The 24,232-nt window shown below is 42.3% G+C and carries 19 protein-coding genes and 1 other annotated feature; of the genes, 9 read left to right on the forward strand and 10 right to left on the reverse strand.

Translation table 11 applies throughout. The features are described from left to right. Positions 1-17 precede the first annotated feature (17 nt). The 5 genes from clpB to AK825_RS04525 all read left to right on the forward strand — a co-directional run bounded on the left by clpB (position 18) and on the right by AK825_RS04525 (position 9,814). Positions 18-2,615 (forward strand): ATP-dependent chaperone ClpB, encoded by a 2,598-nt coding sequence (gene clpB / locus AK825_RS04505; RefSeq protein ID WP_068034953.1) that lies wholly within the window; start codon positions 18-20, stop codon positions 2,613-2,615. Between the two features lie 165 nt (positions 2,616-2,780). Then, on the forward strand, positions 2,781-4,016 hold the full coding sequence (locus AK825_RS04510) for a PQQ-dependent sugar dehydrogenase (RefSeq protein ID WP_082787162.1): 1,236 nt from the start codon (positions 2,781-2,783) through the stop codon (positions 4,014-4,016). Positions 4,017-4,331: 315 nt separating this feature from the next. Continuing rightward, positions 4,332-5,981 carry a BCCT family transporter gene (locus AK825_RS04515; protein WP_068034954.1) on the forward strand — a complete coding sequence of 550 codons (1,650 nt, stop codon included), beginning with the start codon at positions 4,332-4,334 and terminating at the stop codon, positions 5,979-5,981. Between the two features lie 297 nt (positions 5,982-6,278). After that, the gene (locus AK825_RS04520) at positions 6,279-7,907 is read left to right on the forward strand and encodes a BCCT family transporter (RefSeq protein WP_068034955.1); all 1,629 of its coding nucleotides are present in this window, start codon (positions 6,279-6,281) and stop codon (positions 7,905-7,907) included. A 248-nt stretch (positions 7,908-8,155) separates the two neighbouring features. Then, entirely contained in the window at positions 8,156-9,814 is a 1,659-nt protein-coding gene (locus tag AK825_RS04525; protein WP_068034956.1) for a BCCT family transporter, read from the forward strand. Positions 9,815-9,939: 125 nt separating this feature from the next. Here AK825_RS04525 and AK825_RS04530 read toward each other — a convergent pair whose 3' ends face one another. From AK825_RS04530 to dnaQ, 9 genes are all read right to left on the reverse strand, one after another. Continuing rightward, the gene (locus AK825_RS04530; RefSeq protein ID WP_068034957.1) at positions 9,940-10,281 is read right to left on the reverse strand and encodes a hypothetical protein; all 342 of its coding nucleotides are present in this window, start codon (positions 10,279-10,281) and stop codon (positions 9,940-9,942) included. A 276-nt stretch (positions 10,282-10,557) separates the two neighbouring features. Continuing rightward, entirely contained in the window at positions 10,558-10,875 is a 318-nt protein-coding gene (locus tag AK825_RS04535) for a DUF3144 domain-containing protein (protein ID WP_149038782.1), read from the reverse strand. Between the two features lie 100 nt (positions 10,876-10,975). Next, positions 10,976-12,142 (reverse strand): methionine adenosyltransferase, encoded by a 1,167-nt coding sequence (gene metK, locus AK825_RS04540; RefSeq protein ID WP_068034959.1) that lies wholly within the window; start codon positions 12,140-12,142, stop codon positions 10,976-10,978. Between the two features lie 144 nt (positions 12,143-12,286). Next, positions 12,287-12,883, reverse strand: a complete 597-nt coding sequence (locus AK825_RS04545; protein ID WP_068034960.1) for a DJ-1/PfpI family protein — start codon at positions 12,881-12,883, stop codon at positions 12,287-12,289. 81 nt (positions 12,884-12,964) lie between these two features. Then, entirely contained in the window at positions 12,965-13,660 is a 696-nt protein-coding gene (nth, locus tag AK825_RS04550; protein WP_068034961.1) for an endonuclease III, read from the reverse strand. Between the two features lie 88 nt (positions 13,661-13,748). Beyond that, on the reverse strand, positions 13,749-14,639 hold the full coding sequence (locus AK825_RS04555; RefSeq protein ID WP_068034962.1) for an RnfABCDGE type electron transport complex subunit B: 891 nt from the start codon (positions 14,637-14,639) through the stop codon (positions 13,749-13,751). A gap of 110 nt (positions 14,640-14,749) precedes the next feature. Further along, positions 14,750-15,748 carry an NAD(+) diphosphatase gene (nudC, locus tag AK825_RS04560; protein WP_068034963.1) on the reverse strand — a complete coding sequence of 333 codons (999 nt, stop codon included), beginning with the start codon at positions 15,746-15,748 and terminating at the stop codon, positions 14,750-14,752. A 57-nt stretch (positions 15,749-15,805) separates the two neighbouring features. Further along, positions 15,806-17,488 (reverse strand): hypothetical protein, encoded by a 1,683-nt coding sequence (locus AK825_RS04565; protein WP_068034964.1) that lies wholly within the window; start codon positions 17,486-17,488, stop codon positions 15,806-15,808. 145 nt (positions 17,489-17,633) lie between these two features. Then, positions 17,634-19,295: a DNA polymerase III subunit epsilon gene (gene dnaQ, locus AK825_RS04570; protein WP_082787163.1), complete on the reverse strand. Its 1,662-nt coding sequence runs from the start codon at positions 19,293-19,295 to the stop codon at positions 17,634-17,636. A gap of 299 nt (positions 19,296-19,594) precedes the next feature. On the opposite strand from dnaQ, the gene AK825_RS04575 reads away from it, so the two are divergent. Together AK825_RS04575 and AK825_RS04580 are read left to right on the forward strand one after the other, a co-directional pair. Beyond that, positions 19,595-20,194, forward strand: a complete 600-nt coding sequence (locus AK825_RS04575; RefSeq protein ID WP_227514114.1) for a hypothetical protein — start codon at positions 19,595-19,597, stop codon at positions 20,192-20,194. A gap of 76 nt (positions 20,195-20,270) precedes the next feature. Then, positions 20,271-20,576, forward strand: a complete 306-nt coding sequence (locus AK825_RS04580; RefSeq protein ID WP_068034966.1) for a hypothetical protein — start codon at positions 20,271-20,273, stop codon at positions 20,574-20,576. Between the two features lie 118 nt (positions 20,577-20,694). Here AK825_RS04580 and AK825_RS04585 read toward each other — a convergent pair whose 3' ends face one another. Further along, positions 20,695-21,147, reverse strand: a complete 453-nt coding sequence (locus AK825_RS04585; protein ID WP_068034967.1) for a YkvA family protein — start codon at positions 21,145-21,147, stop codon at positions 20,695-20,697. Positions 21,148-21,335: 188 nt separating this feature from the next. Between AK825_RS04585 and AK825_RS04595 the strand changes: the two genes are divergently transcribed. After that, a protein-coding gene (locus AK825_RS04595; RefSeq protein WP_149038742.1) for an IS3 family transposase occupies positions 21,336-22,555 on the forward strand; the annotation gives its coding sequence in 2 pieces (ribosomal slippage) (positions 21,336-21,621 and positions 21,621-22,555; 1,221 coding nt in all). Beyond that, positions 21,611-21,727 (forward strand) — a sequence feature (AL1L pseudoknot). It overlaps the preceding gene by 117 nt. A 165-nt stretch (positions 22,556-22,720) precedes the next feature. Beyond that, positions 22,721-23,992: an LD-carboxypeptidase gene (locus tag AK825_RS04600; RefSeq protein WP_082787164.1), complete on the forward strand. Its 1,272-nt coding sequence runs from the start codon at positions 22,721-22,723 to the stop codon at positions 23,990-23,992. Positions 23,993-24,232 lie beyond the last annotated feature (240 nt).

Below are 24,232 nucleotides of genomic sequence, written 5' to 3' on the forward strand. Positions count from 1 at the left end.
TTATAAAAGGTGAGAATATGAGGTTTGAAAAATTTACGCAGAAGCTACAGGCCGCCATTCAAGAGGCGCAAAGTCTAGCGCTAGGTCGTGATAATACTGGGATTGATCCGGTGCATTTACTGGCAGTTTTATTACAGGATGAGTCTAACTTGTCTATCTGTCAGCAAGCAGGTGCATCTATTCCAGCATTAAAGAATGGCGTGGCGAAGGCATTGGACAATCAAGCTAAGATTGCTGAACCTACCGGTGATGTAAATCTAAATCCAAACGCAGTTAAAATTCTAAATTTGGCCGATCGCCAAGCGCAAAAAGCTGGTGATGATTTTATTGCAACAGAATGGGTCATATTGGCACTGGCTGAACAAGGCGAGACCAAAAAAATATTTGAAAGTGCAGGAGTGACTGCTGCTAAGTTAAAAGTAGTAATCGAGCAGCTACGTGGTAATGAGAAGGTAGACAATCAAAACGCTGAAGATCAGCGTGATGCACTGAATAAGTATACGATTAACTTAACTGAGCAAGCAGAACTCGGTAAGCTTGATCCAGTCATTGGCCGTGATGAAGAGATTCGCCGTACCATTCAGGTACTGTCACGTCGTACTAAGAATAACCCAGTACTAATTGGTGAGCCGGGTGTTGGTAAGACTGCTATTGTCGAAGGCTTGGCGCAAAAAATTATCAACGGTGATGTACCAGAAGGTCTACGCCGCAAAGAAGTTCTATCGCTAGATTTAGGTGCATTGATTGCCGGTGCAAAATTCCGTGGCGAGTTTGAAGAGCGTCTCAAAAGTGTGCTTAGTGATTTAGCCAAGCAAGAAGGTAATGTCATCTTATTCATTGATGAGCTGCATACCATGGTTGGGGCGGGTAAATCGGAAGGTGCGATGGATGCAGGTAACATGTTAAAACCTGCGCTGGCACGTGGTGAGCTACATTGCGTCGGTGCCACTACTTTGGATGAGTATCGTCAGTATATCGAAAAGGATGCGGCGCTTGAGCGTCGTTTCCAAAAAGTCTTGGTCGATGAGCCGACAGTTGAAGATACTATTGCTATTCTGCGTGGTCTCAAAGACCGTTATGAGCTGCATCATGGGGTCGTTATTCAAGATAGCGCTATCATTGCGGCTGCGCGTATGAGTCATCGCTATATTACTGATCGTAAACTGCCGGATAAGGCGATTGATCTCATTGACGAAGCAGCCAGTCGTCTGCGGATGGAGATGGACAGTAAGCCTGAGGCATTAGGTAAGCTCGATAGCCGTCTGATTCAGTTAAAAATGCAGCGCGAAGTGTTGAAAAACGAAGAAGATGCGGGTGCGAAAGCAGAGCTCAAAATACTAGATACACAGATTGAAGAAGTTGAAAAAGAGTCTGCTGACCTCAATGAGATTTGGCAGGCTGAAAAGGCTTTAGTTGAAGGTAGTAAACAACATAAAGAAAACTTGGATAAAGCACGTATTCAGCTAGAAAAAGCCTCGCGTGATGGCGATTATGCAGAAATGTCTCGATTACAATATGGTGTGATACCCGAACTTGAAAAACAAATTGCCGAGATTGATTTGGCTGAGCAAAAGGAGCAAGCAGGCGAGCCAATATCCGTCAAATTATTGCGGAATAAAGTAACTGATAATGAGGTTGCTGAAGTAGTCGCAGCGGCAACCGGTATTCCTGTCAGTAAAATGATGCAAGGTGAGCGCGATAAGATGCTGGCAATGGAAGACAAGCTCCACGAACGCGTCATTGGTCAAGATGAAGCAGTTGAGTCGGTTGCCAATGCGGTGCGCCGTAGTCGTGCAGGCTTATCTGACCCGAATCGTCCTTCTGGCTCGTTCTTATTTCTAGGGCCAACAGGTGTAGGTAAGACTGAGCTGACCAAATCTTTGGCAAACTTCTTGTTTGATAGTGAAGATGCGATGGTGCGTATCGACATGAGTGAGTTCATGGAAAAGCACAGTGTCAGTCGCTTGGTAGGTGCGCCTCCTGGTTATGTCGGCTACGAAGAGGGTGGTACATTGACAGAAGCGGTACGTCGCAAACCTTATAGTGTCGTGCTGTTCGATGAGGTAGAAAAAGCACACCCTGATGTGTTCAATATCTTGTTGCAAGTATTGGACGATGGGCGCTTGACTGACTCGCAAGGTCGCGTAGTAGACTTTAAGAATACCGTTATCATCATGACCAGTAACTTGGGTTCACATAAAATCCAAGAAATGGTTGGCGAAGATTACAAAGACATCAAAGCGGCAGTGATGGATTCAGTTGGCGAGCATTTCCGTCCTGAGTTTGTGAACCGTATTGATGAGATTGTGGTGTTCCATGCGTTGGGTCAAGAACAAATGGCTGGTATTGCTGATATTCAGCTGGAGCGTCTGCGCCATCGCTTGCAAGAGCGTGAGCTAGACATTACGCTCTCTGATGAAGCAATGAGTCAGCTGGTCGCAGTTGGTTATGATCCTGTATACGGTGCGCGTCCGCTCAAACGTGCTATCCAACAAGAGATTGAAAACCCACTATCAATGAAATTGCTGGCAGGTGACTTTGTCGCGGGTGACATCATTAAAGTCGATGTTGGTCTAGATGATAAGCTGACTTTCGATAAACTTAGAATGAGCTAATAAAGTCAATTCAATGATCCTACATTAGGATATTAGTTTGACAATAAACCAACCCCTTATTTGCAATAGCAGGTAAGGGGTTTTTCTATACAAAAACATAATCTGTACCAGAGCGTGCGTTATGCTTGTTATATTAGAGGAAAGCGGACTTAAAGGAATAATATTATGATAACGAATACTAAGTGTATAAAAGTACCTTTGACCATAATAGCGTTATTATTTAGCGCCTCTGCTTGCTCCAATCCATCTACAGTGAATAATGACACAGCCACTGTGCAATCAGAAGCGTCCGACAGCTCTGCTACCGAAATAAAAGCCGATGGCGACAAACCTGAATTCACGACTAAGACTCTAACCAGCTTTGATGAGCCATGGGCGATGACAGCGCTACCTAAAAGCGATAATGAGTCACGTAAACTACTAGTGACTCAAAAAGCAGGTGAGCTGTTCATTGTCGATACCGCAACAGGGAACAAGACAAAAGTAAGCGGTGTACCCAAGGTCGCTTATGGCGGGCAGGGCGGACTCGGTGATTTAATTCTTGCGCCAGACTTTGCTACTACCAACATGGTATATCTTAGCTACGTTGAAGCAGGAAGTGGCGCAGATAGCAATCAATTTGGGGCTAAGGTTATCAAAGCCAAACTTTCAGGATTAGATACTGATGCGCCAAGCTTGCAAGAGATTACGCCAATTTGGCAGCAAACGCCAAAAGTTAAAGGTCAAGGCCATTATAGCCATCGTTTACTATTCTCTCCTGATGGACAGTACTTATATATCAGCTCAGGTGAACGTCAGAAAAAAGACCCTGCACAAGATATGACGGTCAATTTGGGCAAGATAATACGGCTAAACGCTGATGGCTCTGTACCAAAAGACAATCCATTTGTAGGCAATGCTAACGATATCGCCTCGCAGTTTTGGACGATAGGTCATCGTAACGTACTCGGTATGACGTTTGATGATAGTGGTAGACTCTGGGCGCACGAGATGGGTCCAAAAGGCGGTGATGAATTTAACCTGATTAAAAGAGGCAATAATTATGGTTGGCCTATCGTCTCTAATGGGCGTAACTATTCAGGCACTGATATTCCTGATCATAATACTCGTCATGAATTTGAAGCGCCTAAAATCACTTGGACACCAGTGATATCACCGTCGTCTATGAGTATATATTCTTCTGGTACTCAAAACGATTTTCCAGCATGGCAAAGCAGTGCACTTATCAGTGGTCTATCATCCAAAGCATTAATAGTGGTAAGTTTGGATGAAAATGACGCAGCTCATGAACGTTACCGTTATGATATGGGTGAGCGTATTCGTAGCGTGCTGGCAGTAGATGGAGAAGTATGGCTACTAGAAGATGGTGATAATGGTAAGTTGCTAAAATTGCTACCTTAATAGGGTGATTACATTAGACAGCATTGATAGATGACTTGATTAATTATTCTATATCTCAACCTCACATTTGTACGAAATGTGAGGTTTTTTAACATTTGACTATTAAGAATATTGAGTAAAAATATTGGTTTTTTTAGATCAATTTGGATTAGAGCGAGTGGTTTATCTAACGATACATTGGCATTAAGACAAACTTAGTAGTAGTTAAACACAGAGATAACAGCAGTATTTTTATTGAGTTTTATTTTGTAATTAATTGATAATTAAGGATTAGTTTGTTAAGGTGACATTCCTTAGATTACGAGATTTTAACCCATGAACGAAGTAAAAGTAGAAAGATTGGGTCCATTCCCAAGGGTTAATAAGCCTGTTTTTATTACCTCAGGTGTTTTAATTGTTGGTTTCATTATTTTTGGTGCTTTTTTCACTGAAACTGCATCCGCACTTTTTAGTTTTTTACAAAGTTTTATTGCTGATAAGTTTGGCTGGCTGTTCATTATATTAATGAACGTGGCATTAGTCTTTTGTATCTATCTAGCAGCGAGTCGCTACGGTGACATTCGTTTAGGTAAACAGACAGAGCGACCACAATATAGCCTTGTCTCTTGGATAGGTATGCTGTTCTCAGCAGGTATTGGTATTGGGCTGGTATACTGGGGCACAGCGGAGCCTTTGTACCATTTCATGGCACCACCAATGGGTGAACCAGAAACAGTAGAAGCCGCCAAACAAGCGATGAATATCTCATTTGTACATTGGGGATTGCATGCTTGGGCAATTTATACCATCGTAGCACTCTCCTTAGCTTATTTTCATTTTCGCCGTGGTCTGCCTCTATCCATTCGCTCAACACTGTATCCATTATTGGGTCAAAGAATTTATGGCGGCTGGGGACATACTGTCGATATTTTGGCGGTATTTGGTACGATGTTTGGCGTCGTAACTTCGCTAGGTTTGGGGGTTATGCAGATCAACTCAGGCCTTGAGGGTTTGTTTGGCATACCAAACAGCTTACCTGTACAGTTTCTCATTATTGCCTTTGTGACTGCCTTAGCCTGCGTATCTCTTATGTTGGGTCTTGATAAAGGTATCAAGCGCTTAAGTGATATCAATATGGGCCTTACTGGTGTGCTGTTAGCCTTTATAGTGATTTTAGGTCCAACATTATTTATTTTTGATAGTTTCATTGAAAATATTGGTAACTATCTAATGTCTGTTATTCCATTAGGTTTTTGGGGTGAGGCTTACAGTAATACCGATTGGCAGTCGTCATGGACAATTTTCTATTGGGCATGGTGGGTAAGTTGGGCGCCATTTGTAGGTGTATTTATTGCCCGTATTAGCCGTGGTCGTACCATCCGTGAGTTTGTATTGGGTGTACTATTAATTCCAATGACCATTTTATTCTTCTGGTTTACTGCCTTCGGTGGCGTTGCTATTCATATGGAGCTGTTGGCAGCTCTTGATCCAGCCTTGGTTAGTCCAGGATTGGTCGAAGCCGTACAAGCAGATACTGGTAGCGCAATCTTTAAATTGGTCGAGTACTATCCACTTACCAAACCTATTACTTTGTTAATCGTCATTATGATTGTACTTTGGTTTGTGACCTCATCAGACTCCGCAAGCTTTGTTATCGATATGTTGACGGCTGGTGGTGATACCAATCCACCAAAGATTCAGCGTTTATTTTGGGCAACGATGGAGGGTCTGATTGCGGCTATATTATTAGCAGCAGGTGGCTTAGGTGCACTGCAAGCAGCAGCTATTGTGGCAGGGCTACCGTTTGCCTTAGTGATATTTGTAATGATGTATGCACTTTTACGTGGTCTGGGTCGAGATCGTTTGATACTTTATCGCGCTCAACAACAATTTATTACTGATGAATCTGCGGATCATAACTCAGCCAATGAATTTATTGATGAAAAACTGCTAAAGGGACCACCTAAAATTGTAAAAGGTGACTAATTTTTAGTGTTTAAGTTCTAGTGTTTAAGTTCTATAAGAAAGCCCAACTCTGTATGAGTTGGGCTTTTTTTGAGAGCGAGTTTGTAATGATAAAGGCTTAACGATATATGTACGCTGAAGGTAGCTGTTTAATCATTCATATTTAAAATCAATACGTTACTTAAGCAAAAAATAAACTATAACTTAAATCAATAACTCCTTTTTTATTGCAAACTTTTTTTACAATAAAATCCCATTAAATTGATAATTGGGTAACATCTTGTTATGGTAGCAACCCCTTAGATTTTGGAAAGCATAATGAGCGAACTCAAAATTGGCCGTTTAGGGCCTTTTCCACGAGTAAACAAACCTGTATTTATTGCTTCAGCAGTACTGATCTTAGGTTTTATTATATTTGGTGCTTTGTTTCAAGAGCTGGCAAGCACTCTATTTAGTACCATGCAGACTTTTATTACCCAACGTTTTGGCTGGCTATTTGTCATACTGATGAACGTTGCCGTATTTTTATGTTTGTATTTAATATTTAGTAAATACGGCGATATCCGTTTAGGTCATCAAACCGAAACGCCGCAATACAGTTTGCCCTCTTGGATTGGCATGTTGTTTTCAGCCGGTATTGGTATTGGCATTATGTATTGGGGTACAGCTGAGCCTGTTTATCACTTTATGTCACCGCCATTGGGCGAAGCGGAAACAGTAGAAGCTGCCAAACAAGCGATGAATATCTCCTTTTTACATTATGGGATTCACGCTTGGGCAATTTATGCTGTGGTTGCATTGTCATTAGCCTATTTTCATTTTCGCCGTGGCTTACCTCTCGCTATTCGTTCTAGCCTATATCCGATATTAGGTCAGAAGATTTATGGCAAATGGGGACATACTGTTGATACGTTGGCAGTATTTGGTACGATGTTTGGTGTGGTGACCACGTTAGGTTTTGGCGTGTTGCAGATTAACTCTGGATTAGAAGGGTTGTTTGGACTGCCTAATACAGTAACGATGCAAGTTATCTTAATCGCTTTGATTACTATGCTTGCGTGTGGCTCATTAATGATGGGTTTAGATAAAGGTATCAAGCGCTTAAGTGATACTAATATTATTTTGACATTTGTGTTGTTGGGCTTTGCCTTTATCATGGGTCCTACTCAATACATCATGGATAGTTTGGTAGAAAATACTGGTAACTATCTACAAAACCTTGTCCAGCTTGGTTTTTGGAGTGAGGCTTATAGCAAAGGTGATTGGCAGTCATCATGGACGATATTTTACTGGGCATGGTGGGTCAGTTGGTCACCATTTGTAGGCGTATTCATCGCCCGCATTAGCCGTGGTCGTACTATCCGTGAATTTTTGCTAGGTGTTTTATTTGTACCTATGATTATTCTGTTTTTCTGGTTCACGACCTTTGGTGGTGTGGCAGTAAATATGGAATTAATTGGTAATCCTGGATTTATCGAAGTAGTACAGAATGATTATGGTAGTGCTATCTTTAAGTTGATGGAATTCTATCCATTTACCAAAGCGACTACGATGTTGATTGTCATTATGATTGTACTATGGTTTGTGACTTCATCAGATTCAGCCAGTTTTGTTATCGATATGTTGACGTCTGGCGGTGAAACCAACCCACCTAAAATTCAGCGTTTATTTTGGGCTATTCTGCAGGGTCTTGTTGCAGCTATCTTGTTGGCGGCTGGTGGCTTAGGTGCTCTACAGGCGGCAGCTATCGTCGCTGGATTTCCATTCGCTATCGTTGTCTTCGTCATGCTATACGCTATGTTGCGAGGGTTTAGTCGTGATGAGCTGATACTGTATCGAGCAGAACAACGATTTATCACTGATGAGTCAGTTCAGCATAATACGGCTAATGAATTCACTGATGAAGAGTTTTTAGAAGGCCCACCTGAAGTTGCCAAAGGTGACTAAAAAACAGCGTTAAATCTATGGTTGATAAAAGAAACCCCAGTCTCTTCGTAGACTGGGGTTTTACTTATTAAGCTAATTAATAAAGTAACGAATGTAAAAAAGCTATTCCAAAGAAGTACTTATAAACAAAAAATAATCCCAAAATTTTTAGGTTCGTTTCTTATATTAGAGTTAAGCATAACGACTTTATATTTGATAATTGATTGATATCTTGATATTGTGACGCTATTTTGTCTCTAGGAAGCTCTATGGATCATGTCAAAGTTGGCAGAGTGGGCCCTTTTCCACGGGTAAGTAAACCGGTTTTTTTAACCTCGGTAATTTTGATTACCTTATTTATTATCTTTGGCGCTTTTTTTAATGAACAAGCAGAAATAGTATTTGGCCAAGCAAAAGAATTTGTTTCTTTGCGCTTTGGCTGGTTCTTTATTGTGGTTATTAATGCCACCGTGATGATGAGTATCTATATGATATTTAGTCGTTACGGCGATATCAGGCTTGGTCATCAGACAGAAAAACCTGAATACAAATTGCTTTCTTGGATTGGTATGCTGTTCTCCGCTGGTATCGGTATCGGACTACTGTACTGGGGAACGGCTGAGCCGCTTTATCACTATATGGCACCGCCACTTGGTGAGGGAGAGACTGTCGCATCTGCTAAGCTTGCGATGAACATCTCATTCTTGCATTATGGTTTTCATGTGTGGGCATTGTATGGCATGGTGGCTTTGGCTTTGGCCTACTTTCACTATCGCCGTGGTTTACCACTAGCTATTCGCTCAACGCTATATCCCATATTAGGTAAAAAGATATACGGTGGTTGGGGTCATACGGTCGATACGCTAGCGGTATTTGGTACGATGTTTGGGGTGGTGACCACCTTAGGTCTTGGGGTGTTACAGATTAACTCTGGTCTTGAGAGTGTATTTGGTATCCCTAACAATATTACCGTGCAGATTATCTTGATTGCATTTATCACTGTGCTGGCAGGATTATCGTTGTTTATGGGACTAGATAAAGGTATCAAGCGCTTAAGCGATATCAATATCTTTCTGACTATTGTGCTATTGAGCTTTGTGATTATTTTGGGCCCTACGCAGTTTATTTTTAATAGCTTTGTAGAAAACATTGGTAATTATCTACATCAAGTGATTCCTTTAGGTACGTGGACAGAGTCTTATGAAGGTCAAGAAAACTGGCAGTCATCGTGGACTATTTTCTATTGGGCATGGTGGATTAGCTGGTCACCATTCGTTGGGGTATTCGTGGCCCGTATCTCTCGTGGTCGTACCATTCGTGAGTTCACGTTAGGGGTGTTATTAATCCCTATTACGATTTTGTTCTTATGGTTTACTGCTTTTGGTGGCTCAGCGGTACATATGGAGCTAATGGCTGCGGCTGATCCTAATATGGCAAGTCCTGGGCTGGTTGAGGCCGTTAGGGCAGATACTGGTAGTGCTATCTTTAAGCTGATGGAGTCTTATCCATTAACGACCGTATTCAACTTGCTGATTGTGCTGATGATTGTGCTTTGGTTCGTCACCTCATCAGATTCTGCAAGCTTTGTTATTGATATGCTGACCTCAGGTGGCGATACTGATCCACCAAAGATTCAGCGTCTATTCTGGGCAGGAACTGAAGGCGTCATTGCTGCAGTACTATTAGCAGCAGGCGGGTTAGGGGCATTGCAGGCAGCTTCTATTGTGTCGGGCTTTCCCTTCGCTGTTGTGATACTAGTGATGATGTATTCACTATTACGAGGTTTGAGTCGAGATCACTTGATTCTTTACCGTCAGCAGCAGTGGTTTACGACTGAAGAGTCAGCAGAGCATAACTCAGCAAACGAGTTCCGCGATGAGGATCTGTTAGAGGGTCCGCCTGATATCGTTGTAAAACCTAACAAGTAAAAACCTAGTAAGTAAATAGACAGAATATCTTTAAAAAGCAATATTGATAAAAACCCCAACTGATATCAAGTTGGGGTTTTTTATTATTAGGATATTAAATGTTTTTGGTTCGAGCTATTGAAAGATTAGATACATTTGCCTGGTACATAACCTATTGCTGCAGTGGTGCCACAGGCTGAGCAGGCATTACCCGCCGTACGATAACTCACTACCGAACCAACTTTAGTAGTAACGCAAACAGGGTCATATTGCATAGTACACATGTTTTGCTCTGGGTTGTGAGGTGGGCACTTAGTAAACAAATTATCACTGGGTGCTGGTTGATTAGTGGCTGGTGTGTGAATCGGAGTGGTATCAGGCTCGGTACCACTCGGTATATTACTACAGCCTGCTAACGTCATTGCTACGGATATTCCTAGTAACGACAAGCATGAACGCCAAGATGTCCAAAAATTATTGTTAAACATAAGATGTCCTTATCTATTAGAGTCACGATTTATGAAGGTCGCAATTTATGAAAACTATAACGTCCTATTGTAGGGGATGAGCTAATAATCGGTTGCGTAGCAGACTCTTCTGCTATATCTGCTTTTATAAGTTAATGATAGCCTAAGCTCGAAGAGCTTGAATTTCTTTTAATATCAATCTAATTGTAGTCAGTCATCTGCTAAAAAGATAGCCAATAAAAAACCCCAGTCTATGAATAGGCTGAGGTTTTGTTTTAAGACTGAATAATAAAGCACTTATTTAGCCGGTTTATCATCTTGATTAAGCTGAACATATTTATCGAAGTTCTGTGCATAATCGGTTAAATTGTCACTCAGCATCTGACGGTACTGCTTAACGTAAAACTCTACGATATCGTCTTTTTCTTTTGCAAAGTCATCACCCTTTATGAAGCCAATAGAGGCAACCGAAGCGCTATAACGAGCTGCAGCATAAAGTAGTGAAGCACCGACTTGCCCTGAATGAGCATCAGGACCTAGTTGGCTGTTAGCGACACCAATGATAGCATCGGCACGCTGATAAAACGCCTGCATTTCAGGGGTGATTTCAGCCATTGCTTCAGTATTGTCGTTGTCATTTACATTGGCGTTAACATTGTTATCGATATTGTCTTGAGACATAAGCTACTCCTATTGAGTGTATTTGAATATAGATTTATAGACCTGCATCTGCTTTTAAAATCTCAGCTTTGTCTGTTTTTTCCCAAGTAAAGGCAGTTTCAGAACCTTCGCGACCAAAGTGTCCAAAGGTCGCCGTTCGTTGATACATAGGCTGGAGTAAGTTTAGCATTTGCGTAATGCCATAAGGACGCAAATCGAAATGAGTGCGAATCAGGCGAATGATTTCTTCAGAGCTGATTTTACTCGTACCAAAAGTATTGACCGAAATAGAGGTTGGTTCAGCGACCCCAATTGCGTAGCTAACTTGCACTTCACAGCGCTCAGCCAATCCAGCTGCGACGATATTTTTGGCGACATAACGTACCGCGTAAGCAGCGCTACGGTCAACTTTTGAGGGATCTTTACCACTGAATGCGCCGCCACCATGACGAGCCATACCGCCGTAAGTGTCAACGATGATTTTACGTCCGGTTAAGCCTGCATCACCAACGGGACCACCAATGACGAACTTGCCAGTTGGGTTGATGTGGTAGCGAGTACCAGCATGTAACAGATCGGCCGGCAGTACTTCTTTAATGATAGATTCCATAATCGCTTCTTGCAGATCTTTCTGCGAGATACTTGGATCATGCTGAGTAGAGAGCACCACTGCATCAATCGCAGTTGGACGATTGCCATCATATCTTAGTGTCACTTGCGCTTTGGCATCTGGACGTAACCAAGGTAGATCGCCTGCACGGCGCAGCTCAGATTGGCGCTCCATAAGACGATGTGCAAACTCGATAGGGGCAGGCATTAAGACTTCTGTCTCATTACTAGCATAGCCAAACATCAATCCTTGGTCACCAGCGCCTTGTTCTTCTGGGCTACTGCGATCAACGCCTTGAGCAATCTCAGGTGATTGTTTGCCAAGCATATTAATAACCGCGCAAGTCTCGCCATCAAAGCCAAGATCTGAATGATGATAGCCGATACCGTTGACTGTATCACGTACGATGCGTTCTACGTCGATGTTAGCAGTAGTTGTCACTTCGCCTGCTAGTATGACTGCACCAGTTTTAACCAGCGTTTCACACGCTACACGTGCTTGTAGGTCTTCACGTAAGATGGCATCAAGGATAGCGTCTGAGATTTGGTCAGCCATTTTATCAGGATGGCCTTCGCTCACGGATTCAGATGTAAATAAGTTGTATTCACGCATAGTTGGATCGCTTAATTGCAAGGACTGTTATTAATAAAATCAGTCATAATTGAATGTTAACGGAAAATAAGAGGCAAAAGTGAATCAAAAAATTAGCACATTTTACCGTGAATCGAGTTAAAACTCTAGTGTCAGCTATTGTTGCTAACAATCGTAGAAATCATCAAGCTGGCTATCTTCTTGCCAGCGATACTCTGTATAGTTAGCGATTTGTCGCACAGTAGCAATATCATGTCTATCAGCAATAAAACCAAGCGTCATATCTATTCCAGCACTGACGCCTGAGGAAGTATAGAACTTGCCGTCTACTACCCAGCGTGCTTGCTGTACCCAATTAACTTTGTCTGATTGCTCAATAACCCATTGCCAAGAAAGCTTATTAGAAGTGGCGCGCTTACCATCCAAGATATTAGCCTTGGCTAATAACGCACTGCCAGTACAGACGCTGAGCACCCAGTCGGCGTTATCAGAGAGTTTGGTAAGAGTCTGCAAAAACTGGCTGTCCTCGATTACTTGACGCGTACCTTTACCGCCGACAATTAATAAAATATTAGTTTGATGCTCTAACTCTGCTACTGCAACAGTTTGCAACGCGACACCATGATGATTATGAATAATACCACCTGCTATAGAAGCAAATTGGATACTATAATGCTCAGGTAGGCAGCCGAACATCTCTATTGGTCCAAACAGGTCTAGCGTCTCAAAATTATCAAATACTAGGGCAGTGAGCGTTTGCATTATTTTTCCTTGAGTTGAGACAGCTATAATCAGATAGCTATTAAGGTAGCTATAAAAGGTCGTGCTAACTGTATAGAATTTTTAAATCTCTACAAACGCTGCTTTATCTTTAAACATGCATTCTTCATAGACTGGACAGGCACCGCATTTGGGGGTGCGCGCTTGACAAGTATAGCGCCCATGCAAAATTAGATAGTGATGAGCGTCAACTAAGAGATCTTCTGGAATACGCTCGACCAAATTTTTTTCTACTATTAATACGTTCTTACCAGTGGCCAGCCCCGTGCGATTGCCTACACGGAAGATATGCGTATCAACAGCCATTGTTGGTTGTCCAAAGGCAGTGTTCAAGACCACATTAGCGGTTTTGCGTCCGACCCCAGCGAGCGACTCTAAGTCTTTACGGTTATCGGGTACGATGCTATCAAACTTTTCTATTAAGTCGCGACAGGTTTTGATTACATTTTTGGCTTTGGCATTATATAAGCCAATATTTTTGATATAGGATTTCAGCCCTTCTTCACCCAATGCCAATATAGCCTCAGGGGTGTTCGCGACTGGATACAGCTGCTGAGTGGCAATGTTGACGCTCACATCAGTCGCTTGTGCCGAGAGTATTACTGCAATAAGCAGCTCAAAGTTACTACTATAGTTTAATTCAGTGACAGGCTCGTCAATAGTAGCAGCCAGCTTTTCAAAGAACGGTCGCACGTCACGATTGGGCATGCGTCTTGATGGTGGCGTATTGGCAGTTTTATGTTTAACAGTTTTACTCATGGTATTCAGGTAATCATTATTATCTGTTGATGTTAATAAGAGTGGATATTGAGTTAGATTGAATCAAACAGTGAAGCATTCTCTAAAACTATATCTGAGACAGTTGTGCTTGTAATGCGGCTAACTCAGCGCTTTTTTCTGGATTAGGACGGACGCTTAGCTGTTTTTCTAGCTTTTTAATTTTACTACGTAGTTTGGCGGCAGCAATAGTATCTTTTGCTTGTTGCTCATTGATGTCAATAGTTTGGGTGCTGGCATTATTCAGCTTGGCTTCTACCATACTCACGACAGGTCTGCTATTGCTGCTATCTGCTAGCTGTTCAGTGACCCGTCTAAGGTGAGTATGATAACGCTGGCGTAGCTCGTTTTGCTCTTGAACGCGCTCAGCGGCTGACAGTTCACGCTCAATAGGAACAAGATCAATGCAATCAACAGGGCAAGGCGCAATGCATAGCTCACAACCTGTACATAGGTCGGTAAAAATCGTATGCATATGCTTGCCCGTACCGACGATGGCATCGACTGGGCAGGCTGGGATACATTTTGTGCAACCAATACAATCATCTTCCCGAATAATAGCACGTACTTCATGCGGACGTTCGGTCACAGGGTCTATCGACCACTTTGATGGTACGGCAATCAACCCTCCATGATCATTACTGGATGCTATACTTTCTGAGAAAACATTATCTAAAGTGACATTATCTGCGCTCAAAATAAGGGCAATCGCATCACTGACAGGTTGACCACCAGGCACACACTTATTATACGGCTCACCGTCTACAACGATAGCAGTGGCGTAGGGTAAACAACCATCTGGATGCTCGCAGAGACCACATTGAGTCTGAGGCAGGCACGAATCGACATATGCAATCCGCTGTTGTATATCAGCAGATTGCGTCTCTAAGGTTAACGTATCAAATAGTATAGGCAGATTCGTTAAACGGGCATGGGTAAGGGAATGGACATTACTGGGCATTTAATTCATGGCCTTAAAACTGGCTTAAAAATTGGAGATAAATAATAGTCGGTGTAAAAAGTTATATATAGCGGAAAACTATACTTTAAACGTTAACATATCATATAAAGCTAAAGTATTATGCCTTGCTCATGAGCAATCTGTGCGATTAAATCGTAAGCAATACTGCCTTTAAAAGGTATCTTCGGTAAGTTTGAGATATCAAAAAAGTCAGCGTGTGATAACTCATCTTCTTGTATGACTATCTCGCCGCTTGCATAAGAGGCTCGAAATCCTAACATCAAATTAGAGGGAAATGGCCATGGCTGACTACTAACATAGCGAATATCAGTCAAACGAATACCGACTTCCTCTTCTACTTCACGCACTACCGCATGCTCCAAGCTTTCACCTACTTCTACAAAGCCTGCAATCAGTCCATATAGTAGCTGCGTGCTTGGCTGACCATAGCGATGGTGATGCGCTAATAGTATTTGCATCTCACCTGTTTGCGGGTTTGGGCGGGTGATCGCTGTGATGACACAAGGTTGCACACGTGGATATTGACGCAAACGGCAGACCGGACAGACCATCGCTCGCTCACCGAATTTAGCAGTGGTCACTGATGCACTGCAACGACTACAAAACTGAGTATCTGCCTGCCAGCGCAGCAATTGAATAGCTTGGCTCAGCTGCGTGGAGAGGGCAGCAGGAAGTTGTGTTATAAGCTGTCGATAAGTGATGAAATCAACGTTTTCAGTATGTTCGGATGATGAAAGTAACGTGGCTAACTCATGAGAGTTTTTAGTCAACTCAGGGGTAGCAATGCCATGAGTTTGTGCATAATGATAAGTGATAGCATTGTTAACTGGTACATCATCATTGTTTGTAGGCTCCTGATTGGTAGCAAATGCTTGCGACTCATCAGGCTTCCAATGGCTTGCTGCTAAGCTTGCCAGCAACTTAACACGTCCGACTTGATACATATCATCTGATAAGTCTTCTTCCGCTACGCCTTGCTCAACTATATTATTTTCAATAGCTGGAAGGGAGACTTGTAAGGGCCACCAGCCCTTTGCTGTATAGCGGCAGAGTATCGTTTCATTATCAAGTACAAACGCGGTGGTCATAAATGGCTATCCAAAGCAGCAATAAGCTTGCTTAAAAGTTGTTTATATTAATCTTATTTAAGCGGCAATTAATTGACTTAGACTATGTTGACCGGCATCAAGTGACTGTTTGCTTACAGGGTGATTATTCTCAAAACCCTCTAAGCGATAGTCTACTGCCATTAACACATCAGCAATATGAGCAAGCGTACGATCATCTATATTTCGACCACTTGCAAGGCGCTCTTGCATATTAGTAGTCAATTGGCTAAGCATATTGGCAGCGGTAGGTAATTGTAAAAAACGGACTGCCCCAGCGACTTGGTGCATCATATCAGGTATGTTCTGAATATTGAGTAGGTCGCGCTTGTCATCTGCTAAATAGTCGTTAATCGCTTGCTCTGCACTCGATATCGCCATACGGCTTTCTTGTACTAAAGTGTTGTAGGCAGTATCAATTTGGTGTAGCGAGATATGTTGACTATGCGCAGATAGATGAATGGCACCTGGGGTATGCATTTTTGCCATCGCAATTGAAGCGTTCTCTGCATGCATAAGTGCTAATAATAGACTATCGAATTCTTCAGGTGTTGGGGTCTGCCAAGTCAATACGGCATTTGCTGCAGTTTTTAATGACGCTGCAGCATCCGTTAAGCATAATAACCGTAATACTGAGCTAAGTTCTGTGAGGTCAGCGGCTATTGAGCTCACTTGCAGAGCAGTAGAGCTAAGCGTATCACCACGTGCATAACTATCGACTTTTTCTTTAATTGTGCTAATTTGATTTTGAATAATATCGTTTAGAGTATCAGTAATGGCGCGGTTTGGACCAAATAAGAAGCGTTGCATTTGTTCGCGTTGTGGCGAATCTATCTGATTGCTCGCATATTGGATGCGTAGCTTTTGCGCTTGTTCGTTATCACGCTGGCAGGCAAAACTCACTAAGTCAGCAAAACGTGCATCCATCACTGGAAGGTAGCTATGGAACTGCTGTTCTAAGTAAATAAGGGTATGCTTTTGACTAAGGCTCAATGGCAAAATAGTTTGGATATCTGTAACAGCGGCGGTTGCTGCTTGCCAAAATAGGCTACTAGTATGCGCGGCAATCATCGCACAGGCAGCACTCATAGCATCAAGCTTCTGCTGATCATCTGCTGTTAGTGGGGCATTTTGTTGGGTAAGTACCACACTCAGACCACTACGGTAAGCATTGGTCAGTAACTTACTATCCAGATTTAACTCACTTAATGGCTGAAAGTTTTGTTCAGGATTAGCGATAATCACGCTGCTGCTACCAAAATCGGAGAAGTAACTGGCATCGATTGCATCTTGCTGACTATAAGCATGCAGTTTATTAATGATTGGCAGTAGCAGTGTAGGCTCTACCGTCTCAGTTAATAGTACGAATTCAATATAGCGATCAAGGGTCATGATTGCTTCTGATAAATCCATAATCAGCGCTGTATCATTATTATTGCTATCATCATGAAGCTGTTGTAAGCCTTGTGCGATAGCGGCGCTCAATAATTGGCCACCAGCCAATGCAATTAGCTCAAAAATACGAGACAGTTGGGTCAAGACGCTGATGGAATCTAATAATAAAGGTGCTTGCTCTTTATCGTCGTTGAATTCACTCAGATGGTTTTCAGTATCTTTGAGAATAACAGTGATTTCATTATGAAGCAGATGCAAAGAAGGTAGTTTAAAGTTAGTAATACTAAGGGTAGGGGTGGTTAACGTTGTTTGCTCAGATTGGCTCATAGTTATTTTTCCATAAATAAAGTATTGATAGAGTCGACTCTAACAGCAGATATTGATTTATAAAAGTTGGTATTTTAATATATTGTTAGACTTTTCAATGTATTACACTAAGTTAAGTCAACTTAGTTATACACTTTAATGTGTTTTACCACTGCGATAGTCTGGTTTTCAAATCAGGATAATCTTCTGCTAAACCTGCGAACCAATTTTGATTGGCTTGGTTATCTACGGTTGACTCTAGCAATAAAGATGCCAAATTAGCAAAATTAGCATGAGCGGTATGCCCGCCATCTGCTTGGCTGTCCTCTTCGATCGCTAGCGTTACCTGTCCACCGGTCATTGCCAGATAAACTTCCGCTAAGATCTCCGAATCTAGTAATGCTCCGTGAAAAGTACGATCTTGTTTACCGACATCTAATCGGCGAACCAAAGCATCCAAGGTATTCTTTTGCCCAGGATATTGCTGCTTTGCCATTACTAATGAGTCGGTGACTTGAACACGTTCCGCAAAGTCTGTCATACCAACTTTGCTAAATTCCATATTTAAAAAGTTCATATCAAACGTGGCGTTGTGAGCGATGATTTCTGCACCATCCATGAACTCATATAGCGACTGAGCAACCTGATCAAAGGTAGGTTTGTCTGTCAAAAAAGCTTCAGAGATACCGTGAATACGGATGACTTCTTCATCCATGCCGCGCTGCGGGTTGATATAAACGTGCAGCTTTTCACCGGTGAATTTACGACCGATCATCTCAACGATACCGACTTCAATGATTCGATCGCCTTTTAGTGGATCAAGTCCTGTAGTCTCCGTATCCATAATCAGCTGGCGATTAGGTTCATGCCGATGGATAGGCTTGGGTAGCAGAGGACGAAAGTGCGGGTTCGCACGACTGGTATCGCCATCGAATTTTGGTAATTCCGTAGATGCGTCTAGTGTATTGCTGTCTGCCGTCGTCTCGTTTACTGTCATGTCATCTGATATCATGGCATTGGTACTCATAGGGTGTGTAGCATTATTCGGTTTGCTGCTGACTTGAATAGGAATTGAATCATCATTATTTGGCGTTTCATCTAAATCGCTTTCATCTAATAACTCTTCATCCAATGACTCTTCATCGAAATCTTCATCCATCATGTTAAAGCCTAATGGATCGTCATTTAGCCAGTCATTAGCGGCTATTTTATCTTTTTTTTTAGCAATATCAGTGTTAATAGTGGCAGGACTATCTACAGAGTTAGATGCAGATAGATGCTCGCTACTAGAGGTCACGCCTAGATTGGCCAGCTCATCAGCTTTTTCGTTGCCTGCGTGCCCAGCATGACCTTTAACCCAATGCCAATCAACGTCGCGTGCTTGACGAAGCTCATCCAACTGTTGCCATAAGTCTTGATTGGCAACAGGCTTTTTACTGGCAGTTTTCCAGCCACGTTTTTTCCAATTGGCAATCCATTCGGTAATGCCGTTTTTAACGTAGCTGGAGTCAGTCCAAATCTCAAGCTTCAAGTCGCGTGGACTGTACTCTAGGGCTTTTATTGCGCCCATTAGCTCCATACGATTATTGGTGGTTTCTTTATCACCACCGTACAAATCTTGCGTACGTCCATCACTAAAGATAAGGTGGGCGCCCCAACCACCAGCGCCAGGATTACCTTTACAAGCACCATCAGTATAAGCGACGGTAGTATTTGCTTTCACTGCTAGCGGATCAGCCGCATTTTGCTGACTTGCGCCAAAAACGTTTGCAGTTGTGCCAACAGATGCACTAGAAGTATGGAACGATAGAGCAGGGTTGTCTGACATAAAAATCTAATAGCCTAATAGATAGTTAACGTACGATAAACAGATATATTGTTCGCCTCACAAGCTCATTTCTGTAGAGCCTCTGCGCTATTTATTTATATCTATACTATCGAGCTTGACTATAGTGTAACTGAAAGTGTAACTGGAATTAATGCGCTTGATTATAGCAAATCCATTGGCAACATGCGCCATCGCTAAGCACAAAACTGTAAAACTAAATATCAAAACAGAAAGGGGATTGTTTTCTGTTAAAATGAGCCTGATGAGAGCACAGCTTTTCAGGTGAAGCTGATTTTCACATGCCTCAGTCCCTTTTAACGCAGGATGACATTATCATGCTCAAGCGCTCAGACGTTATTTGCAAAAGACTTACCTTGTTAGCAGTTAGCGGTATCACTTGTAGTGCGCTATTGCTAGCAGGTTGTAACGATAACAGTACGACCGCGGTAGAAGATGTGGCGAAGACCGAGACGGATTTATCCATATTTGAAGGTTGCTATACGGTTAGTAATGACGAGCCTGCGCAGATCAAAGTTAGTCAGCAGGCAGGTAAGTGGGTCATGCAGATGAAAGAGCCTGCAAGTGCCAAGCGTGTCTGGGACACTGCTGAGCCATTAGAAGTGCTTGATAACAGTGAGATACCCAAGTTTTTCTCTATCAATCCTGACAATGTCGATGCAGTTATTGGACGTCCTGATAGAGTGCTGGTCATGGCGCATGTCAAACCTGTTTACGCCAATATCGATCCACTACTCGATAGTGAGTATTTGTCTTATATCTATAAAGGCGCAAATACTATTTATCGGGTAGAGTGTGATGAGGTCAATACTGATATTTTGGCCAATCCACATGCCAGTATTATTATTGATAATGTTGGGCCGAGTAATGAAAGTCTTTAATGGCAAACAGTATTTATTATAGATTTATTAGGTAGCAGCATATTTTGTCAGTCATTTAGTAATAGAGTCAGATAATATGAATTTTTTGAGTTATGTCGTGTTAGGCGGATTATCCTATGCAGCTGGTTGGGCCATACGTATGTACGTGCTCGACAAGCAACCTGCACCAGAGCAACCTTATAACTTAAAGCATCCTGCCATCCTAGGATATTTAGGCGCATTTTTCATTATTATGCTCATTATCTCATGGCTGATTGGACGCTATTTACTTGGACACGTGGCTATTGATTTACCGTTTATTATCATTAACAGTGTCGTTGCGACCTTTGTCTACTCATTCGGTCTGAACCCAGAAAAAGCGCGTTATGATGTGCCTGATTGATTGCTAGTTATCATTTACTAATGATGGTTTACTAATTTTGAGCTTAATACGCACAAAAACACGGTCAATGATGAACTCATTGACCGTGTTTTTGTGCGATTAAAGACATCATTAATCACTATTTCAATAATAGGGATTTTTTCTTAGCCTTTGCATTTTTACTTTCAGTATCAGAAGCTTTATCTTCAGACTTTGCATCATCTTTAGACGTTGACTGCTCGTTTTTCCAAGTTTTATATTTGTTTAAGTCTTTCTCCATCAGTTTTAAGCAAAATCCTAGTACCAAGGCATCATCAACTTGACCAATAAAAGGTATAAAATCTGGAATAATATCAATAGGGTTTAGTACGTACAACAACCCAACCACTGCCGCTGAAATGGTTTTGTAAGGTATATTGCGATAATTACCTTGGTAATAATCTTTTACCAAACTCATAAGCAACATCAAGTCTTTAGCGTAACGCTCAAGACCGCGATCCTTGTCGACTTGATTCTTTATTCTGTCTTCTTTGCTTAAGATGAGTTTGATATTGTCTAGAAGAGACTTATCATCTTTTTCTTTATCAGCCATACTAGCGTTCCTTTCATTATTAGTGAATCATTCATTACTATTTACTATAACAAGAGTAATGGTAAGTACCAAACATGGTTGTTTAACAATTTGTTGTCGTTGTAATAAGCAATAGTTATAAGGTTATGCAATCATTATTGAACCGCCCCGGGATTGTCGGAGACTCAACATTCTGAGAGAATACGACAATGAAAAAACAAACCTACACTCCTGAGATTAAAGAACGCGCCGTTCGCATGCTGATAGAAGCGTTGGGCGACTATCCCTCCACATGGTCAGCGATTCAAGCCATTGCCCCTAAGATTGGCTGTACGCCTGAAACCCTGCGGTCGTGGCATAAAAAACACATCGATCAAACTATTCCTGCATCGGTGCAAGCGCAAAGTGATAAAGAGCGCATCAAGGAGCTTGAACGCGAATGCAGAGAGCTCAAGCAAGCCAATGAGATCATACGTAAGGCTGCCGCTTTTTTCGCCCAGGCGGAGCTCGACCGCTGACTAAAATCATGATTCAATTCATCGACGATCATAAGAATAATTATGGGGTCGAGCTGATCTGTAGAGTATTACCGATTGCCCCATCAACCTATCACCGTGCTAAAGACTTGGAGAGCTACCCTGAAAAACGCTCACTGCGCAGTCAGCATGACGACTACTATCTCAGCGAGATTAAACGCATCTGGCAGGACAGCAAATGCCGTTACGGTGCGCGTAAAGTATGGCAGCAGATGAAAGCTGACGGGTTAAAGGTTGCTCGGTGTACCGTAGAGCGATTAATGAAGCAGTATGGCCTACAAGGCGTCTGGCGTGGCAAAGGCAAGATTACCACCAACAGCCGTGACGACCAAAAGCGCGCTGATGACTTAGTCAATCGTAACTTTAGCGCTTATCGTCCTAACCAGCTGTGGGTTGCAGATTTTACCTATATCAAGACGACAAGCGGCTGGGTCTATACCGCTTTTATTATTGATGTGTTTGCCCGTGCTATCGTTGGTTGGAAGGTATCTAATCGTATGAACACCGATATGGTGATGGCGGCTTTAAATCAAGCAATAGCAGATAGAAACCATCCCAAAGATGTCATTCATCACAGTGATCGAGGGGTTCAGTACTTATCCATTCGCTATACTGATAAAATGACGGATTCTGGCGTGATTGCCTCTGTTGGTACAACAGGCGACTCTTATGACAACGCATTGGCTGAAACGGTCAATGGGCTTTATAAGTCTGAGGTGATTCATTATTTAAAGCAAAACTGGACTGGTGTGAACGATGTTGAACTGGCAACCCTTGAGTGGGTGGACTGGTTTAATAAAACACGACTGCATAGTACGATTGGTTATGTGTCACCTTTTGATTTTGAAAAGCGGTATTATGATAATTTAACCCTGTCAGGCATCGCTGCCTGACTCAAGTAAATCACTCTCCGATAAAGTCGGGGCGGTTCATTATCGTAATAGAAGGCGAAACACTGTGATGTCTCTATCAAACTACGATGCTTGTATAAAGTTAATGTTAAAAACGTTGATAATTAAATCATTATTCTAAAATAAGTTTTGAGGTAATAGTTCAGTATGCTTACAAAAAATCCGACTCTTTTACAACAAGCTGATATAACCACCGCGACTAATAAGGAACTTAATCGTCGCCAATTCTTATGTCGATTAGGGGTGAGTACAGGTGCTGGACTACTTGCGACTCAAGGTATCGCTCAAGGCTTGACGGTCAAAACGAACGATAAAACGAGCGATAAAAATGACAGCATGCAGCTGACCAAAGATGATTTACCAACGGCGCTGCCAGATGTTAATCAGTCAATAGCGTCCAAATCACGTTGTATCAATCCTACTATTGAGACACGTCTATTTGCCAGCTCCAACGTTGGCGGTAGTAACGAGCGTAACCAATTGGCATTAGAGCGTATGGCTTGCGCAGGTTTTGAAGTGCACAATCCTGCTATCACCGAGCGACAATACTTGCGCTTTGCAGGTACGGACACGCAGCGGGCGAGTGATCTACAAAATATCGCGACTGGGGCGATTGCTGCACCCAAACTGCTCATGGGTGTACGCGGTGGCTACGGCGCAATGCGTCTGCTGCCGCTGATTGATTGGCAAACGCTGGGACGCATTATGAAAGAGCGGGGCACGATATTGACAGGCTTTAGTGACGTCACTGCCATTCAATGTGCACTGCTGGCGAAAGGGCAAATGAGTTCGCTCGCTGGCCCCATGCTCTATAGCGAATTTGGTAAAACGACCCCTGATGAGATTAGTTGTAGGCAGTTTGCAGAAGCGCTTACTAACCCTAATTTGAGCATTACTGTTCAAAATGCCGATTTGACTAGTAAGCAATTACCAGCGATTCTAGCGACTAATAAGACTCAAACAGTTACGGGAACGATTTGGGGCGGTAATCTGAGTGTGGTATCGGCGCTGGCAGGTAGCGAGTATCTGCCGCGTATTGATGGTGGCATTGTATTTTTAGAAGACGTGGGTGAGCAGGCTTATCGTATTGAGCGCATGCTTTATGATTTATATTTGGCAGGTGTGTTCAAGCGTCAGCAAGCGATTGTGTTTGGCTCATTATCTGGCACGGGTGAAGATAGCTACGATAAGCGTTACGATGTCGCGATGGTCATTCGCCAATTGCATAAGCTGACTGGATTACCTATCTATAATGGCATGAGCTTTGGGCATATCAGTAAAAAACATAGCTTTCCACTGGGTGCGACCTGTCAGATTACACCAGCCAGTAATGCAACAGGCGGCTATACATTGAACTTTACGGACTATCCGACTATTGAGGCAAATAAGATTAATGTCGAAGGGTTGTGGCAGGCATAATGTAGGTTAATTAAAATGCTTTAAGCTATTGAATTAACAATTAAATTACGGAAGATATAATTAATATCTGCCAAGATTGATTCTTAATCGTTCTATCATGAATAAGGATTTATTATGATGTTGACCTCTAAAAAAACGAAATTATCATTACCTTCCATTCATTATAATTCTAGCTGCAGCTGCAAGAAATGTGGATGTACGAGCCCTTCCACTTGTAAAAAATGTGACATGTGCTCAAAG

This window comes from Psychrobacter sp. P11G5 (assembly GCF_001593305.1).
GTDB lineage: Bacteria > Pseudomonadota > Gammaproteobacteria > Pseudomonadales > Moraxellaceae > Psychrobacter.

Bases quoted from the DNA above. Each gene is read 5' to 3' on its own strand.
- AK825_RS04515 (WP_068034954.1), top strand. From the start codon at position 4,332: ATGAACGAAGTAAAAGTAGAAAGATTGGGTCCATTCCCAAGGGTTAAT.
- AK825_RS04520 (WP_068034955.1), top strand. From the start codon at position 6,279: ATGAGCGAACTCAAAATTGGCCGTTTAGGGCCTTTTCCACGAGTAAAC.
- AK825_RS04545 (WP_068034960.1), bottom strand. From the start codon at position 12,883: ATGCAAACGCTCACTGCCCTAGTATTTGATAATTTTGAGACGCTAGAC.
- clpB (WP_068034953.1), top strand. From the start codon at position 18: ATGAGGTTTGAAAAATTTACGCAGAAGCTACAGGCCGCCATTCAAGAG.
- dnaQ (WP_082787163.1), bottom strand. From the start codon at position 19,295: ATGTCAGACAACCCTGCTCTATCGTTCCATACTTCTAGTGCATCTGTT.
- nth (WP_068034961.1), bottom strand. From the start codon at position 13,660: ATGAGTAAAACTGTTAAACATAAAACTGCCAATACGCCACCATCAAGA.
- AK825_RS04565 (WP_068034964.1), bottom strand. From the start codon at position 17,488: ATGAGCCAATCTGAGCAAACAACGTTAACCACCCCTACCCTTAGTATT.
- AK825_RS04510 (WP_082787162.1), top strand. From the start codon at position 2,781: ATGATAACGAATACTAAGTGTATAAAAGTACCTTTGACCATAATAGCG.
- AK825_RS04600 (WP_082787164.1), top strand. From the start codon at position 22,721: ATGCTTACAAAAAATCCGACTCTTTTACAACAAGCTGATATAACCACC.
- AK825_RS04585 (WP_068034967.1), bottom strand. From the start codon at position 21,147: ATGGCTGATAAAGAAAAAGATGATAAGTCTCTTCTAGACAATATCAAA.
- AK825_RS04525 (WP_068034956.1), top strand. From the start codon at position 8,156: ATGGATCATGTCAAAGTTGGCAGAGTGGGCCCTTTTCCACGGGTAAGT.
- nudC (WP_068034963.1), bottom strand. From the start codon at position 15,748: ATGACCACCGCGTTTGTACTTGATAATGAAACGATACTCTGCCGCTAT.
- metK (WP_068034959.1), bottom strand. From the start codon at position 12,142: ATGCGTGAATACAACTTATTTACATCTGAATCCGTGAGCGAAGGCCAT.
- AK825_RS04580 (WP_068034966.1), top strand. From the start codon at position 20,271: ATGAATTTTTTGAGTTATGTCGTGTTAGGCGGATTATCCTATGCAGCT.
- AK825_RS04535 (WP_149038782.1), bottom strand. From the start codon at position 10,875: ATGGCTGAAATCACCCCTGAAATGCAGGCGTTTTATCAGCGTGCCGAT.
- AK825_RS04575 (WP_227514114.1), top strand. From the start codon at position 19,595: ATGCCTCAGTCCCTTTTAACGCAGGATGACATTATCATGCTCAAGCGC.
- AK825_RS04530 (WP_068034957.1), bottom strand. From the start codon at position 10,281: ATGTTTAACAATAATTTTTGGACATCTTGGCGTTCATGCTTGTCGTTA.
- AK825_RS04555 (WP_068034962.1), bottom strand. From the start codon at position 14,639: ATGCCCAGTAATGTCCATTCCCTTACCCATGCCCGTTTAACGAATCTG.